The organism is Scleromatobacter humisilvae, assembly GCF_023231945.1.
In the GTDB taxonomy this organism is placed as follows: domain Bacteria; phylum Pseudomonadota; class Gammaproteobacteria; order Burkholderiales; family Burkholderiaceae_C; genus Scleromatobacter; species Scleromatobacter humisilvae.
Map to the genome: position 1 here is coordinate 420,352 of NZ_JAJLJH010000001.1, position 14,885 is coordinate 435,236.

At 71.1% G+C, this 14,885-nt stretch carries 14 protein-coding genes and 1 pseudogene; 9 read left to right on the forward strand and 6 right to left on the reverse strand.

Annotated elements, in window-relative coordinates; translation table 11 throughout:
• Positions 1–91: 91 nt before the first annotated feature.
• Positions 92–577, reverse strand: a complete 486-nt coding sequence (locus tag LPC04_RS01940) for an aminoacyl-tRNA deacylase (protein WP_275680494.1) — start codon at positions 575–577, stop codon at positions 92–94.
• Between the two features lie 231 nt (positions 578–808).
• Here LPC04_RS01940 and LPC04_RS01945 point away from each other — a divergent pair, with 231 nt between their 5' ends.
• From LPC04_RS01945 to LPC04_RS01960, 4 genes are read left to right on the forward strand one after another with little or no spacing between them, the layout of a single operon-like run.
• On the forward strand, positions 809–1,372 hold the full coding sequence (locus LPC04_RS01945) for a DUF2975 domain-containing protein (RefSeq protein WP_275680495.1): 564 nt from the start codon (positions 809–811) through the stop codon (positions 1,370–1,372).
• Entirely contained in the window at positions 1,372–1,599 is a 228-nt protein-coding gene (locus LPC04_RS01950; RefSeq protein ID WP_275680496.1) for a helix-turn-helix domain-containing protein, read from the forward strand. The genes LPC04_RS01945 and LPC04_RS01950 overlap by 1 nt, the downstream gene beginning before the upstream one ends.
• Positions 1,592–2,188: a hypothetical protein gene (locus LPC04_RS01955; protein WP_275680497.1), complete on the forward strand. Its 597-nt coding sequence runs from the start codon at positions 1,592–1,594 to the stop codon at positions 2,186–2,188. The genes LPC04_RS01950 and LPC04_RS01955 overlap by 8 nt, the downstream gene beginning before the upstream one ends.
• A gap of 16 nt (positions 2,189–2,204) precedes the next feature.
• Complete coding sequence (locus tag LPC04_RS01960; RefSeq protein ID WP_275680498.1) at positions 2,205–3,188, forward strand: alpha/beta fold hydrolase; 984 nt, start codon at positions 2,205–2,207, stop codon at positions 3,186–3,188.
• Here LPC04_RS01960 and LPC04_RS01965 read toward each other — a convergent pair.
• From LPC04_RS01965 to LPC04_RS01975, 3 genes and pseudogenes are all read right to left on the reverse strand, one after another.
• Entirely contained in the window at positions 3,178–4,884 is a 1,707-nt protein-coding gene (locus tag LPC04_RS01965) for an acetate--CoA ligase (RefSeq protein ID WP_275680499.1), read from the reverse strand. The genes LPC04_RS01960 and LPC04_RS01965 overlap by 11 nt on opposite strands.
• A 9-nt stretch (positions 4,885–4,893) precedes the next feature.
• Positions 4,894–5,403 (reverse strand): GNAT family N-acetyltransferase, encoded by a 510-nt coding sequence (locus LPC04_RS01970; protein WP_420854705.1) that lies wholly within the window; start codon positions 5,401–5,403, stop codon positions 4,894–4,896.
• 60 nt (positions 5,404–5,463) lie between these two features.
• Positions 5,464–5,877, reverse strand: a pseudogene (locus tag LPC04_RS01975) (N-acetyltransferase family protein); the annotation flags it as partial.
• Positions 5,878–5,934: 57 nt separating this feature from the next.
• On the opposite strand from LPC04_RS01975, the gene LPC04_RS01980 reads away from it, so the two are divergent.
• Both LPC04_RS01980 and LPC04_RS01985 read left to right on the forward strand, forming a co-directional pair.
• Positions 5,935–6,858 carry an alpha/beta fold hydrolase gene (locus tag LPC04_RS01980; protein ID WP_275680500.1) on the forward strand — a complete coding sequence of 308 codons (924 nt, stop codon included), beginning with the start codon at positions 5,935–5,937 and terminating at the stop codon, positions 6,856–6,858.
• 74 nt (positions 6,859–6,932) lie between these two features.
• Complete coding sequence (locus LPC04_RS01985) at positions 6,933–7,454, forward strand: hypothetical protein (protein ID WP_275680501.1); 522 nt, start codon at positions 6,933–6,935, stop codon at positions 7,452–7,454.
• A gap of 51 nt (positions 7,455–7,505) precedes the next feature.
• Here LPC04_RS01985 and LPC04_RS01990 read toward each other — a convergent pair whose 3' ends face one another.
• Complete coding sequence (locus LPC04_RS01990; protein WP_275680502.1) at positions 7,506–9,617, reverse strand: sodium:solute symporter family protein; 2,112 nt, start codon at positions 9,615–9,617, stop codon at positions 7,506–7,508.
• Complete coding sequence (locus LPC04_RS01995) at positions 9,617–9,934, reverse strand: DUF4212 domain-containing protein (protein ID WP_275680503.1); 318 nt, start codon at positions 9,932–9,934, stop codon at positions 9,617–9,619. Before LPC04_RS01995 ends, LPC04_RS01990 begins: the two co-directional genes overlap by 1 nt.
• Before the next feature lie 83 nt (positions 9,935–10,017).
• Here LPC04_RS01995 and LPC04_RS02000 point away from each other — a divergent pair, with 83 nt between their 5' ends.
• From LPC04_RS02000 to pepN, 3 genes are all read left to right on the forward strand, one after another.
• Positions 10,018–10,842 (forward strand): rhomboid family intramembrane serine protease, encoded by an 825-nt coding sequence (locus LPC04_RS02000; RefSeq protein WP_275680504.1) that lies wholly within the window; start codon positions 10,018–10,020, stop codon positions 10,840–10,842.
• 121 nt (positions 10,843–10,963) lie between these two features.
• Positions 10,964–12,068, forward strand: a protein-coding gene (gene prfB / locus LPC04_RS02005; RefSeq protein WP_275680505.1) for a peptide chain release factor 2 whose coding sequence is annotated in 2 segments (ribosomal slippage) — positions 10,964–11,044 and positions 11,046–12,068 — 1,104 coding nt in all. Because the reading frame shifts where the segments join, the coding sequence is not laid out codon by codon here.
• A gap of 73 nt (positions 12,069–12,141) precedes the next feature.
• Positions 12,142–14,820 (forward strand): aminopeptidase N, encoded by a 2,679-nt coding sequence (gene pepN, locus LPC04_RS02010; RefSeq protein ID WP_275680506.1) that lies wholly within the window; start codon positions 12,142–12,144, stop codon positions 14,818–14,820.
• The last annotated feature ends 65 nt before the right edge of the window (positions 14,821–14,885 follow it).

Below are 14,885 nucleotides of genomic sequence, written 5' to 3' on the forward strand. Positions count from 1 at the left end.
AAACCCTGCTGTCTGTTTTTCGCAGCGCGAATTGACTAGACAAGCCTGGGCAAGCCGGCGGATCCGCACCGGATGCGGTCGCCGCGCACCCTCAGTTGGCGCACTGCACCGGCTTGGCGCGCAGCTTTTCTGTCAGCACGGACGGCGGTATCCCGACGAGGTAGCCACGGCGCCCGCCGTTGATCAGGATGCGGGGCAGCGCAAGGACGGTCTCCTGGACGTAGACGGGCACCTCCTTGCGGAACCCGAACGGCGAGGTGCCACCCACCAGGTAGCCGCTGTGGCGTTGCGCAACATCGGGTTTGCACGGTTCGACCGATTTCGCGCCGATGGCGCGCGCCAGGTTCTTCGTCGACACCGTGCGGTCGCCGTGCATCAGCACGACCAGCGGGCGCGCCGCCTCGTCCTGCATCACCAGCGTCTTGACGACCTCGTGCTCGGGCACGCCCAGCCGGGCCGACGATTCCGCCGTGCCGCCGTGGTCGACGTAGTCGTAGACATGCTCGGTGAAGTCGACGCCCTGCGCGCGCAGCCATTGCGTGGCGGGGGTCTCGCTGACGTGGTTCCTGCGGGCCATGGCGGCGATTGTCGCGCGAGCCGGGTTCAGCTTGCCGAAGGCAGAACGCCACGGGCGCAGCAATCGCCGGTCGAAGGGATTGCCGCTCGTTCGGATGCGGTGTAGCGCATCGCGGGCAAATGCGCGGACGATGGCGTCGCGGCGAAGCCTGGTGGTTGCGCCGTCGTGTTTTATCGTTTTACAATAAATTCTTGCTGATCGACAGCCAACAACGACACCGCCAACGACCCCATGACCGATCCCGTCCTCGCACCGCCCAGGCTGTCGCCGCAGGCGCGCTTCCGCCGCATCGCGCGCATCGCCCGGGCGCTCGTGCTCGCCGGCGGCGCGCTGTTCGTGCTCAATGCGCTGGCCATGTGGCTGTCCCCCGACTACGCCGCCCGCATCATCGCGAGCCAGACCCACGCCGGCATCATCGGGCCGCTCACCCCGACGACGCGCGTGATGGTCATGCTGTGGGATCTGCCGTCGCTCGTCGTGATCCTGATGGCGCTGCTGCGGCTGTGGCAGCTGTTCGGCGAATACCTGCAGGCACGCATCTTCGGCGCCCGCGCGCTCGCCAGCCTGCGCAGCTTCGCGCGCTGGCTGCTGGCGGCGGCCTTGCTGGCGCCGGTCTACCGCGCGGTGCTGTCGGTGCTGGCCACCTTGCAGAACGGGCCGGGCAAGCGCGAGCTCACGCTCGACCTGTCCTCGAACGACTACCTGATGCTGCTGATGGGCGTGGTGCTGCTGGCGATCTCGAGCGTGATGGCGGAGGCCGCGCGCATCGCCGAGGACAACGAAGGCTTCGTCTGATGACCATCGTCGTCAACCTCGACGTGATGCTGGCGCGGCGCAAGATGCGCTCGCGCGAGCTCGCGGAACGCGTGGGCATCACCGAGCAGAACATCTCGCTGCTGAAGTCGGGCAAGGTGCGCGGCGTGCGCTTCGACACGCTCGCCGCCATCTGCGAGGTGCTGCAATGCCAGCCCGGCGACATCCTCGAATACCGGCCAGACGGCGCGGAGCCGGGCGATGCGTGACTGGGCGACGACGCGGCGCCGTCGCTGGAGCGCCTCGCGCATCGCCGCGGCGATCGCGCTGCACGCACTGGTGCTGGCGGCGCTGAGGCTCGCGATCGATCGCGTCGAGATGCCGCGCGCCGTCGATCGCGCGACGACCTTGCTCACCGTCGTCCTGCATGAGGTGCCGCCGCCGCTGCACGCGCTGCCCCTGCCCGTGCCCGCGCGCCTCCAGCCGCCCGCGCGCGCGTCACGCGCGCCCCGGGCGCGTCCGCGCGAGACCGAGCCCCCCGCCATCGCGCTGCCCGCGCCGGCCGAGCCGACGGCCACCGCCGTCGCGCCGCCGGCATCGGCGCCGCAGCCCGATCTCCGGTTTCTCGACGGCGCCGCCACGCGCCAGGCCATCCGCGATGCCGCGCATGGGCAGACGCTCGCGAGCCTGGGCAACGCCATCACGAGCACTGGGCAGACGTCGAGCGAGCGTCTCGCCAAGGACGTCGAGGCCGCGCACAAGGCCGACTGCATGAAGGACGCCGGCGGCATGGGACTGCTGGCCCTGCCCGTCATCCTCGCCGCCGAGGCGATGGGCAAGTGTGCCCACAAGCTCTGACCAGCAAGGCGACGACATGAAGACGTTTCTCCTGCTCGCGCTGGCGCTGTCATGCTCGCTCGCGCTCGCCGACGCGCCCGGTGCCGAGTTCGCCGCGCCGCACCGGATCGTCGACATCGGCGGCCGCCGGCTCAACCTGTTCTGCAGCGGCACCGGCTCGCCGACCGTGGTCTTCGAATCGCCCTCCGGCGGCGCCGCGTGGGACTGGTGGGCCGTGCAGCCCAAGGTCGCGGCGAAGACGCGGGCCTGCGTGTACGACCGCGCCGGCTACGGCTTCAGCGATGCGTCGCCGCGCGCGGCCGATGCGGAAGGCGCCGTCGGCGACCTGCACGCGCTGCTGCAGGCCGCGGGCGTCTCGCCGCCGTACGTGCTGGTGGGCAACTCGTTCGGCGGCGCCGTGGCGCAGCTGTTCGCGTGGACGCATCCGGACGAGGTCGCCGGCCTCGTGCTGGTCGAGCCGATGCACGAGGACGAGAACGTGCGCGCCGACGCGATCACGCACGGCAAGCTGTCGGAGGCCGAGGGTCGGACCTTCGAATTCGGCAACGGCTGCGCGGCGCAGGCCGCCAAGGGCTGGGACGCGAAGTCCGAGGCCTACGGCGACTGCGTCGGCGGCGCCGACCCTTCGCTGCCGGCGGCCGTCGGCGAGATCGATCTGGAGCGGCGACTCGCGCCCGCCTGGTGGCGCGTGCGCCAGGCCGAGCGCATTGCGCTGGCGGCCGACCGCGACCAACTGCGCGCCGCGCGCAGGCCTTTCGGCGACCTGCCCGTCATCGTGCTGGCGCGCGGCGTCAGTCCGTACCTGTTTCCGGGCAAGCCGCTGAGCGACACGGGCAAGGCCATCGAGGCCGCCAACCGGGCGCTGCTGGCGGACGTGGCGCACTCGTCGGCGAACGGCGAGGTGCGCGTCGTCGCCGGCGCCGGCCACGTGATCCAGGAGACGCATCCCCAGGCCGTCGTCGCCGCGGTCGACGACGTGCTCGCGAAGATCAAGCGTTGATCTTGCCGGCCGCCCGATCGATCTCGAGCTGCCGCAGCACGTTGCGCTGCAGCTTGCCGGTCGCCGTCATCGGCAGCGCGTCGACGAACTCGATGTCCTTGGGCGTCTCGTACGGTGCGAGCCGGCTGCGCACGAGCTGCTGCAGTTCATCGACGAGCGCCGCATCGGGCACGACGCCGACGGCCGCGATGACGAAGGCCTTGACGACGGCCCCGCGCTCGGCATCGGGCTTGGGCACGACCGCCACTTGCGCGACCGCCGGATGGCGGGCGAGGCAGTCCTCGATCTCGGTGGGCCCGACGCGGTAGCCCGAGGTCTTGAACTGGTCGTCGCTGCGGCCCTGGTACCAGAGGTAGCCGTCGTCGTCCATCACCGCGCGGTCGCCGGTGCGGCACCACGACTCGAACGGCGCGCCGGCGAACTTCGCGTGCGTCGCGCGCTCGTTGTTCCAGTAGCCGAGGAAGAAGATCGGATCGCGATCGCCGTGCACGTCGCGCGCATGCACGGCGATGTCGCCGGCCGTGCCGCGCGGGCACTCGTTGCCGTCGTCGTCGATCACGGCGATGCGATGGCCCGGATACGGCCGGCCCATGCTGCCCGCGCGCGGCGGCCAGCCGGGCACGCGCCTGCCGGACGTCGAGCGGAACTGGCCGCAGTTGCCGACGACGTAGTTCATCTCGGTCTGGCCGAACATCTCGTTGACCACGATGCCCAGCTTGTCGCGGCAGTACGCGAACACGCCCTCGCCCACGGCCTCGCCGGCGCTCATGATGCATCTCAGCGCGAGCTTCGGATGGCTCGTCCGCGGCTCCGGCGCGACGCGCATCATGGCCTTCAGCGCGGTCGGGAAGAGGAACGTGTGCGTGACCCGGTGGCGCTCCATCAGCTTCAACGCGAGGTCGGCGTCGAAGCGTGCGCGCGACGCGACGATGGTGCGGCCGAAGTACAGCGTGGGCAGCAGCGCGTCCCACAGGCCGCCGGTCCAGGCCCAGTCGGCGGGGCTCCAGAACGGCCCGTCGCCGTCGAACCAGTTCTGGCTCGCGACGAAGCCGCTGAGGTTGCCGATCAGCGCGCGATGCGGGATCACCGCGCCCTTGGCGGCGCCCGTCGTGCCGCTCGTGTAGATCAGCAGCGCGGGGTCGTCGGCGCGGGTGTCGGTGGGCTCGAACTCGTCGCGCGCCGCGGCCAGCGAGCCGCTCCACGAGATGTCGCCCGCGCTGTCGGCGGCGCCGGCGCCCATCACCTTGAGCAGCGCGGGGCACGCCTCGCGCAAGGCCTCGATCGCGTCGGCCGAGGCCTCGTCGACGATCGCGACCTTCGCGCCGCTGTCCACCAGCCGCGACTGCAAGGCCTCGGCGCCGAACAGCACCGACAGCGGCACCGCGATCGCGCCCATCTGGAACACGGCCATCAGCGCGACGGCGGTCTGCGGGCGCTGCGGCATGACGATCGCGACGCGGTCGCCGCGCGTCACGCCCAGCGAGCCGAGCGCGTTCGACAGCCGGTGTGCGTCGCGCTGCAGGGAGGCATAGGTGAACGGCACGGCGGGTTCGTTGCCGCCGTCCTGCAGGATCGCCACGGCCGCGGGCGTGTCGCGCGCCCAGCGATGCAGGCACATCTCGGCGATGTTGAACTTCTCGGGAACCGACCAGCGGAAATCGGCGTGCAGGGTCGCGTGGTGGTCTGGTTTGCTCATCGGCGAAGCTTAATCGCTCGCGGCTCCCAGCGCTTGCAGGGCCTCGCCCGTCACGCGGCAGATGCGCAGGTCGGGCAGCATCGTCGCGCCCATGCGCCGGTAGAAGGCCTGCGCGTCGACGTTCCAGTCCAGCACCGACCATTCGAAGCGGCCGCAATCGCGCGCCACCGCAACCTGCGCCAGGCGCTGCAGCAGCAGCTTGCCCATGCCGGTGCCGCGCGCGGTCGGCCGCACGAACAGGTCTTCCAGGTACAGGCCCTTGCGGCACAGGTAGGTCGAGAAGTTGTGGAAGTAGAGCGCGAAGCCGATCGGCTCGCCGTCGCGTTCGCCGATCAGGCATTCGCAGGTCGGCCTGTCGCCGAACAGCTCGGCCTCGAGGCGCGCGGGCGTCGCGGTGGCCAGGTGCTCCAGCTTCTCGTAGACCGCCAGCTCGCGGATCAGCTCGACGATCACGGCGGCGTCCGCGCGCGTGGCCGCGCGCACGTTGGGGTTCGCCTCGCCCGCGCCCAGCGCCTGCAGCTCGTCGCCGGCGACGCGGCAGACGCGCCAGTCCGGCAGGATCGTCGCGCCCATGCGCCGGTAGAACGCCTGCGCATCGACGTTCCATTCCAGCACGCCCCACTCGAAGCGGCCGCATTCGCGTTCGACGGCCAGGCGCGCGAGCCGCTGCAGCAGCCGCCGCCCCATGCCGGTGCCGCGCGCCGCGGGCAGCACGAACAGGTCCTCGAGATACAGGCCCTTGCGGCACAGGAAGGTCGAGAAGTTGTGGAAGAAGATCGCGAAGGCGACCGGCCGGCCGTCGTGCTCGCCGATCAGGCATTCGCAGGCGGACCTGTCGTCGAACAGCTCCTGGGCCAGGCGTTCCGGCGTGGCGGTGGCCAGGTGCGCATGGCCCTCGTGGTCGGCGGCCTCGCGGATCAGCGAGACGATGACGGGAACGTCCTCGCGCGTGGCGAAGCGGACGGTGGCGCGGGGATGGGTCGTCGTGGTCATGCGGCCATTGTCGCGCGCGGGTCAGCGCGCTGCAGCGATCTCCTCTACAGTCCGCCGATGACCTTCCCGCCCTACGTCGAACAGCGCCCCGGCCGCACGCGCCTCGTCCCCGTGCGCAACGTGCAGTACCAGCTGCGCGAATGGGGCGACGCCTCGCTCGTCACGCCGGAGCGCCCGCTGCTGGTGCTCACGCACGGCTGGATGGACGTGGGGGCCTCGTTCCAGTTCATCGTCGACGAACTCGCCCGCCTGGAGGGCCCGGTGCGCCGCATCGTCGCGCTCGACTGGCGCGGCTTCGGCGGCAGCAGCACCGGCGGCGCCGACACGTTCTGGTTCCACGACTACCTCGGCGACCTCGAGACCGTGCTGGACCGGCTCGCGCCCGGCGCGGCCGTCGACCTGGCCGGCCACAGCATGGGCGGCAACGTCGTGATGAGCTATGCCGGCATCCGGCCGACGCGCATCCGGCGGCTGGTCAACCTCGAAGGCTTCGGACTGCCCGAGACCCGCGCCGAGCAGGCGCCCGCGCGCCTGGCGAAATGGCTGGACGAGCTGAAGGAGCACGCATCGCTGCGCTCGTACGACTCGGTCGACGATGTCGCCGCGCGGCTGCGCAAGAACAACGCGCGCCTGTCCGCCGACAAGGCGGCGTGGCTCGCGCCGCACTGGTCGGAACGGCGCGCCGATGGCCGCTGGCACATCCTCGGCGATCCGGCCCACAAGCTCGTCAACCCGGTGCTCTATCGCGTGGAGGAGATCCTCGCCGGCTGGCGCCGCATCGCCGCCCCGGTGCTGTGGGTCGAGGGCGCGAACACCGACGTGACGAAGTTCTGGGGCGACCGCTATCCGCGCGCCGACTTCGAGGCGCGCCTCGCGCAGGTGCCGCACGTCGAGCGCCTGCTGCTGGAGGACTGCGGCCACATGCTGCACCACGACCAGCCTGCCGCCGTCGCGGCGCGCCTGCAGACGTTCCTGAGCTGACGGACTCGCGCGACGGGAACACGGGTTGCCGCGTCTCGCCCGATGCGGCCCCTCCGGCCGCGCAGGAGTTCGTCATGACCAAGATCATTCCGCTCGACCCCGTTCCGGCGCCGCCGCGCGAGGCCGACACCGGCGCCAACCGCGACCCGCTGTCCGGCGAGGTGGGCATGCACCCGATCGGCGTGGGCGTGGGCGCCGCCGCCGGCGGCATGGCCTTCGGCGCGGCCGTCGGCACCGTTGCCGGCCCGCTGGGCATGGCGGTCGGCGCGCTGGTCGGCGCCGTCGCCGGCGGCCTGGCCGGCAAGGGCGTGGCCGAGGCCATCGATCCGACCGCCGAGGACGCCTACTGGCGCGCCAACTACGCGTCCCGCGCGTATGCGACGCCGCGCGATTCGTACGACGACTGGGGCCCGGCCTACGCGTACGGCGTGGCGCACTACAACCGCAACGTCGGCCGCAGCTTCGACGACGTCGAGAGCGAGCTCGAGCGCGGCTGGGACGAGGCGCGCGGTTCGTCGAGCATGGAGTGGACGCGCGCGCGGCTGGCGGCGTTCGACGCGTGGGAGCGCGTGCGAACCGAGGACGCCAAGCTCTGAGACCTCAGGGGGCCGCGGCTCGGCGAGTCGCGGCCGAGCGCTGCCGGCGAACTAGGGCAAGCGCACGTCGTCGACCATCTCCAGCGCGGCCCGGCTCGGCGCCGGCGTCAGCAGGCTCACGACGACCAGCACGGCGAAGCCCACCGGCACGCCGAACAGGCCGGCGGCGATCGGCTGGATGCCCCACCACAGCTGGATCGGGCTCCCGATGCCGAAGGTCTCGCGCACGCCGGGCTGGTTCACCAGCACGTAGTAGAGCGTCAGGCCCAGGCCCGCGACCATGCCGGCGGCCGCGCCCCACTTGTTGGCGCGCTTCCAGAACACGCCCAGCACCAGCGCGGGGAAGAACGCCGACGCCGCGATCGAGAACGCGGCCGACACCAGCAGCAGGATGTCGCCCGGCTTCTGCGCGGTGACGTAGGCGGCGCCGAGCGCCACCATCAGCAGCAGCACCTTCGAGACCGTCACGCGGCGCGTGGCCGGCGCGGCGGGGTCGACGATGCGGAACCACAGGTCGTGCGACAACGCGTTGGCGATCGTCAGCAGCAGGCCGTCGGCGGTCGACAGTGCCGCCGCCAGCCCGCCCGCGGCGACGAGTCCCGAGATGACGTACGGCAGCCCCGCGATCTCGGGCGTGGCGAGCACGACGATGTCGCCGCCGATCTTGATCTCGCCGAGTTGCAGGATGCCGTCGTGGTTGACGTCGGCCACCTGCAGCAACGAGCTGTCGACGTGGGCCCAGTTGTTGATCCACGCGGGCAGCTGGTCGAAACGCGTGCCCACCAGCGTGTCGAACACCTCCACCTTGATCAGCACGGCCAGCGCCGGCGCGGTGAGGTACAGCAGCAGGATGAAGAACAGCGACCACGCGACCGACACGCGCGCCTGGGCCACCGACGGCGTCGTGTAGAAGCGCGTGAGCACGTGCGGCAGCGACGCGGTGCCCACCATCAGGCAGAACACGAGCGCGATGAAGTTGTGGCGCGAGTCGTCGAACAGCTTGCGCGCCGCGGCGTCGCCTTGCGGATCGCCGGCGAACTGCTGCGCGTGCGGCGGCATGCCGCCCAGCGGACGCGCGCGCTCGAGGTTGGCGTCGCGTTCGCGCGTCCACGCGTCGCGCGCGGCGTCCGCGTCGCGCGGGACGCGCGCGAGCAGGCGCTCGGCGGCCTGGATATCGCCCTGCGGCGCGTTGACGGCCTTGAGCTCGGCGATGCGGCGCGCCGCGGCGCTGCGTTCGGCGGCGAGCGCGGACGGGATGTCGGCCAGGCGCGCATCGTCGCCGGCGGCGCGCGCCTTGAAGATCGCGATGACCTGCTGCTCGGCCGGGTCGGCCTGCAGCCGCTTCTCCGACGCGATCACCTTCTGCAGCTGGTAGCCGTAGGTCGCCTGCGGCACCGGCGTCGCATGCTGCTTGATCGACAGCCACGCCACCGGCACCAGGTAGGCCACCAGCAGCACGATGTACTGGGCCACCTGCGTCCACGTGACGGCGCGCATGCCGCCGAGGAACGAGCACACGAGGATGCCGCCCAGGCCCAGGAACACGCCCACCTCGAACGCGACGCCGGTGATGCGGCTGGTGATCAGGCCGACGCCGTAGATCTGGGCGACGACGTAGAGGAACGAGCACGCGATGGCCGCGACCACGCCGATCACGCGCGTCAGGTTGCCGTCGTAGCGCGCGGCGAGGAAGTCGGGGATCGTGTACTGGCCGAACTTGCGCAGGTACGGCGCGATCAGCAGCGCCACCAGCACGAAGCCGCCCGTCCAGCCGAGGATGTAGGCGAGCCCGCCGTAGCCGCCGAGGTACAGCGTGCCGGCCATGCCGATGAACGACGCCGCCGACATCCAGTCCGCCCCCGTGGCCATGCCGTTGTAGAGCGCCGGCACGCGGCGTCCGGCGACGTAGTACTCGGCCGGATCGGTGGTGCGGCTGAGGATGCCGATGCCCGCGTAGAACACGATCGGCCCGACCAGGAACAGGAAGCCGATCCAGCGCCGCGACAGCCCCAGGTGCTCCAGCAGCGCCATCACCGACACGAACGCCAGGAACGCGATGCCGAAGGCCAGGTAGATCCAGTGCAGGCGGCGGCTGAAGGCCGCGCCGTGCAAGGGCGTGAAGCGGCTGCGCGCCGGCGCGAACGTGCGGGTGCGGATCGCCATCAGGGCCTCGTGTCGACGGCGCCGCCGGCCGCGTCGCTCTCGCGCGCGAGCCGGCGGTCGTTGCGCGCCATGCGCCGCGCATAGACCACGAGCAGCAGCACGAAGACCACGACGCCGCCCTGCGCCGCCACCCAGAAGCTGAACGGCCAGCCGAAGAACGGGAAGTCGAGCTCGCGCGCGAACCAGGTGACGACGAAGCCCACGCCGAACCAGGCCAGCAGCAGCGCGGCGGTGAGGCGTTGCGTGCGGCGCCAGTGGCGCGCGCGGGCGGCGCCGGGCTCGGACTCGGGGACGGCGGCGGGATCGGACTCGGGCATCGCCGCGCATCATGCCTGCGCGCCCGTGCGGGCCCAAGCGGGCGAACCCGACGCGACAGCCCGCGGCGTGGAAGAATCGCCCGATGACCAGCGATCCCGCCACGATGCCCCCGCCGCCGCAGCAACCGTTGCCGCGCCATCGCCTGCCCGTGGCCACCGGCGTGCTGATCGCGATCAACGTCGCGGTCTGGCTGCTGCAGGTGGCCAACGGCGTGTCGCCCACCGACGCCAGGTCGCCGGCCCTGATCGCCTGGGGCGGCAACATGCCGCTGTTCACGCTGACCGGCGACACCTGGCGGCTGCTGACGGCCATGTTCCTGCACGGCGGCATCGTCCACCTGGGCCTCAACATGTACGTGCTGGCCTTCACCGCGCCCGTCGTCGAATACGAATTCGGCACGGCCCGCATGCTGGCGATCTACCTCGCCGGCGGGCTGCTGGCCAGTTGCGCCAGCGTCTGGTGGGCCGAGCTGCGCTGGTCGCCGGCCAACGCCGTCGTCCTTGAGACCGTCAGCGTCGGCGCCTCGGGCGCCGTGATGGCGCTGTTCGGCTCGCTGCTGGTCGGCCTGGTCACGCCCACGCCGCGCTTCGCCCACTTGCCCAAGCATCGGCAGCCCGGGCTCAACAAGGGGCTGCTCCAGGCCGTGGCGATCAACGTCGGCATGGGCTTCCTGATCCAGGGCGTGGACAACTCCGCGCACATCGGCGGCCTCGTCGGCGGCATCTTGGTGGGGCTGCTGATGGCCGTCGCGCCCGCGGCCACGGGCGGGCGTGCCGCGCTGGCGCGCTACGCCGCGACGGCGGGGCTGGTCGCCGTCTGCGTCGGCGCGCTGCTGCACACCGTCGACCCGCGCGCGCTGATGCCGTGGCGGGCGGGCGTGGAAGCGCAGCTCAAGCACAGTCGCTAGCGCAACGCCCGCGGGCCAGCGCGTCCATGCGAAAATCGCCATTCCGCGCGCCCCCCGCGCGCTGAACCCGCCACCCTGCGCCGCCCGTCTGACGGGCCGCGCCACGACCAAGATCCGGATCATGGACATCGAACGCATCAACGCCATCGGCAACCAGATTGCCGACCTCAGCGAGCGCACCACCGCGCTCAGGGGGTATCTTTGACTACGACCGCAAGTCGCATCGACTGACGGAAGTCAACGCCACGATGGAGAACCCCGCCATCTGGAACGATCCCAAGCGGGCCCAGGAACTCGGCCGCGAGAAGCGGTCCCTTGAGGAGGTCGTCAACACGATCGACCACCTGACGAGCAACCTCTCCGACAACGGCGAGCTGTTCGAGATGACCAAGGAAGAAGGCGACATGGCCGGCCTGGCCGCCATCGAGGCCGACGCCGCCAAGCTGGCGGGAATCGTCGAGGGCCTCGAGTTCCGCCGCATGTTCTCCAATCCGGCCGACCCGCTCAACTGCTTCCTCGACATCCAGGCCGGCGCCGGCGGCACCGAGGCCTGCGACTGGGCGTCGATGCTGCTGCGCCAGTACCTGAAGTACTGCGAGCGCAAGGGCTTCAAGCCCGAGGTGATGGAAGAGTCCGAGGGCGACGTTGCCGGCATCAAGAGCGCCACGATCAAGATCGAGGGCGAGTACGCGTTCGGCCACCTGCGCACCGAGACCGGGGTGCACCGCCTCGTGCGCAAGAGCCCGTTCGACTCGTCGGGCGGGCGCCACACGTCGTTCGCGTCGGTGTTCGTCTATCCGGAAGTCGACGATTCGATCGAGATCGAGATCAACCCGGCCGACGTGCGCGTCGACACGTACCGCGCGTCCGGCGCGGGCGGCCAGCACATCAACAAGACCGACTCGGCCGTGCGCCTGACGCACATCCCGACCGGCATCGTCGTGCAGTGCCAGAACGACCGCTCGCAGCACCGCAACCGCGACGAGGCCTGGCAGATGCTGCGCTCGCGCATGTACGAGCACGAGATGCGCAAGCGCATGGAACAGCAGCAGGCCCTCGAGGCCACGAAGACGGACGTCGGCTGGGGCCACCAGATCCGTTCGTACGTGCTGGACCAGAGCCGCATCAAGGATCTGCGCACCAACGTCGAGACCTCGGCCACCCAGAAGGTGCTCGACGGCGACCTCGACCAGTTCATCGCGGCCAGCCTCAAGCAGGGCCTGTGATCTTTCGCGGCGCGCGGCCACGAGCCGCGCGCCGTCCTCGAATTCGTCTCAATCCAAACAGAAGGAAGAAGCCATGCGCGAAGGCTCTCCCGCACTCGTCCGCCGTGAAGACTACACGGCGCCCGCCTGGTGGGTGCGGTCCGTCGACCTCACGTTCGACCTCGATCCCGCCAAGACCATCGTCGCCAGCAAGCTGGCCATCGAGCGCAACACCGAGCGCCCGGCCGAGCCGCTGCGGCTCGACGGCGAGGGCCTGAACCTGCTGCGCGTGCTGGTCGACGGCCAGAGCGTCTCGTTCCGCCACGAGGACGGCCAGCTGGTGATCGACGCGCCCGCGGCCGACGCGTTCGTGCTGGAGATCCGCAACACGGTCTGCCCGGAGAAGAACACCGAGCTGTCGGGGCTGTACACGTCCGGCGGCGGCTTCTTCACGCAGTGCGAGGCGCAGGGCTTCCGCCGCATCACCTACTTCTTCGATCGCCCCGACGTGATGGCGATCTACACCGTCACGCTGCGCGCCGACAAGGCGAAGTACCCGGTGCTGCTGTCCAACGGCAACCTCGCGGAGCAGGGCAGCCTGGACAACGGCCGCCACTTCGCGCGCTGGAACGACCCGTTCCCGAAGCCCTGCTACCTGTTCGCGCTGGTCGCGGCCGACCTCGTCGCGCGCGAGCAGCGCGTCACCAGCCGCGCCGGCAAGGATCACCTGCTGCAGGTGTTCGTGCGCCGTGGCGACCTCGACAAGACCGAGCACGCGATGAACTCGCTGGTCGCGTCGCTGGTGTGGGACGAGGCGCGCTTCAAGCTGCCGCTGGATCTCGAACGCTTCATGATCGTGGCGGTCGAGGACTTCAACATGGGCGCGATGGAGAACAAGGGCCTGAACCTGTTCAACACCAAGTACGTGCTCGCCAGCCCGGCCACCGCGACCGACACGGACTACTCGCTGATCGAGAGCGTCGTCGGCCACGAGTACTTCCACAACTGGACCGGCAACCGCATCACCTGCCGCGACTGGTTCCAGCTGTCGCTCAAGGAAGGCCTGACCGTCTTCCGCGACCAGGAGTTCTCGCAGGACATGGCTGGCTCCCCGTCCGCGCGGGGCGTCAAGCGCATCGACGACGTGCGCACGCTGCGCCAGATCCAGTTCCCCGAGGACGCGGGCCCGATGTCGCACCCGGTGCGCCCGGACAGCTACGTCGCCATCGACAACTTCTACACCGCCACCGTCTACGAGAAGGGCTCGGAGGTCGTGCGCATGATGCAGACGCTGGTGGGCCGCGGCGGCTTCGAGCGCGGCATCACCGAGTACTTCCGGCGCCACGACGGCCAGGCGGTGACCTGCGACGCGTTCGCGCAGTCCATCGCCGACGTCAACCCGGCGAGCCCGCTCAACGCGCAGCTCGAGGCGTTCAAGCGCTGGTATTCGCAGTCGGGCACGCCCAAGGTGACGGCACGCGGCACCGCGGCCGACGGCACCTGGACGCTGACGCTGGCGCAGGACTTCGGCGCGCCGCAGGGCGTGACGTCGCCGGTCGAGCGCCAGCCGTTCGTGATCCCGGTGCGCGTCGCGCTGTTCACGCGCGACGGCCGTCCCGTGCCGCTCAAGCTCGAAGGCGACGCCGAGGCCGCGCCCTCCGAACGCGTGCTGGTGCTCTCGCAGGCCGAGGCGACGTACCGCTTCCTGGACGTGCCGGCCGATGTCGTGCCGTCGGTGCTGCGCGATTTCTCCGCGCCCGTCCTCCTCGACGACGGCCTGACCGACGCCGACCGCCTGGTGCTGCTCGCGCACGACACCGACCCCGTCAACCGCTGGGAGGCCGGCCAGCGCCTGGCGCTGTCGCAGCTGGTCGCCGCGATCACCGGCGACGGCACGCTGGCGCTCAACGACGCCTACGTCGATGCGATGCGCGCCGTGCTGCGCGACCCATCGCTCGATCCGGCGTTCAAGGAGCTGGTGCTGACGCCGCCGTCGGAGGCCTATGTCTCCGAGCAGCTGACCGTGCCGGTCGACCCGCAGCGCGTGCACGCGGTCTGCCAGCAGATGCAGGATCAACTGGCCGCGCGGCTGCACGACGACTGGCTCGCCGCGTGGGACGCCAACCAGATCAGCGAAGGCTACAGCCCCGACGGCGCGCAGAGCGCCCGCCGCGCGCTGGCCAACCTGGCGCTGGCGATGCTGGTGCGCGACGCGGCGCGCAGCGGCGACAGCGTCTGGCCCGGCAAGGCCTACCAGCGCTTCAAGGACGCCGGCAACATGACCGACCGCCTCGGCGCGCTCGGCGCGCTGGTGGGCGCGCATTCGGAGCTGGCCACGCCGGCGCTGGCGCGCTTCCACGAGCTGTTCCAGAACGAGGCGCTGGTCGTCGACAAGTGGTTCGGCCTGCAGGCGCGCGCCTCCGAGAAGGACGGCCGCGTGTTCGCCAAGGTCAAGGCGCTGCTGCAGCATCCCGACTTCTCGATGCACAACCCGAACCGCGTGCGCAGCCTGCTGCTCGCGCTGTGCAACGGCAACCCGGCCGCGTTCCATCGCCCCGACGCGAAGGGCTACGTGTTCTGGGCCGAGAAGGTCGTCGAGCTCGACGCGATCAACCCGCAGGTCGCCTCGCGCCTCGCGCGCGCACTCGACCGCTGGCGCAACCTGGCCGAGCCGTACCGCGGCGCGGCGCGCGAGGCGATCGCGCGCGTGGCCGCGAAGACGGATCTGAGCCCCGACGTGCGCGAGGTCGTCGACCGCGCGCTGAAGGACTGACACTTGCCAACCGGGTCGCACGCGCGACCCGGTTTCGCATCGGACGACCGTTGCGCATGCGCGCG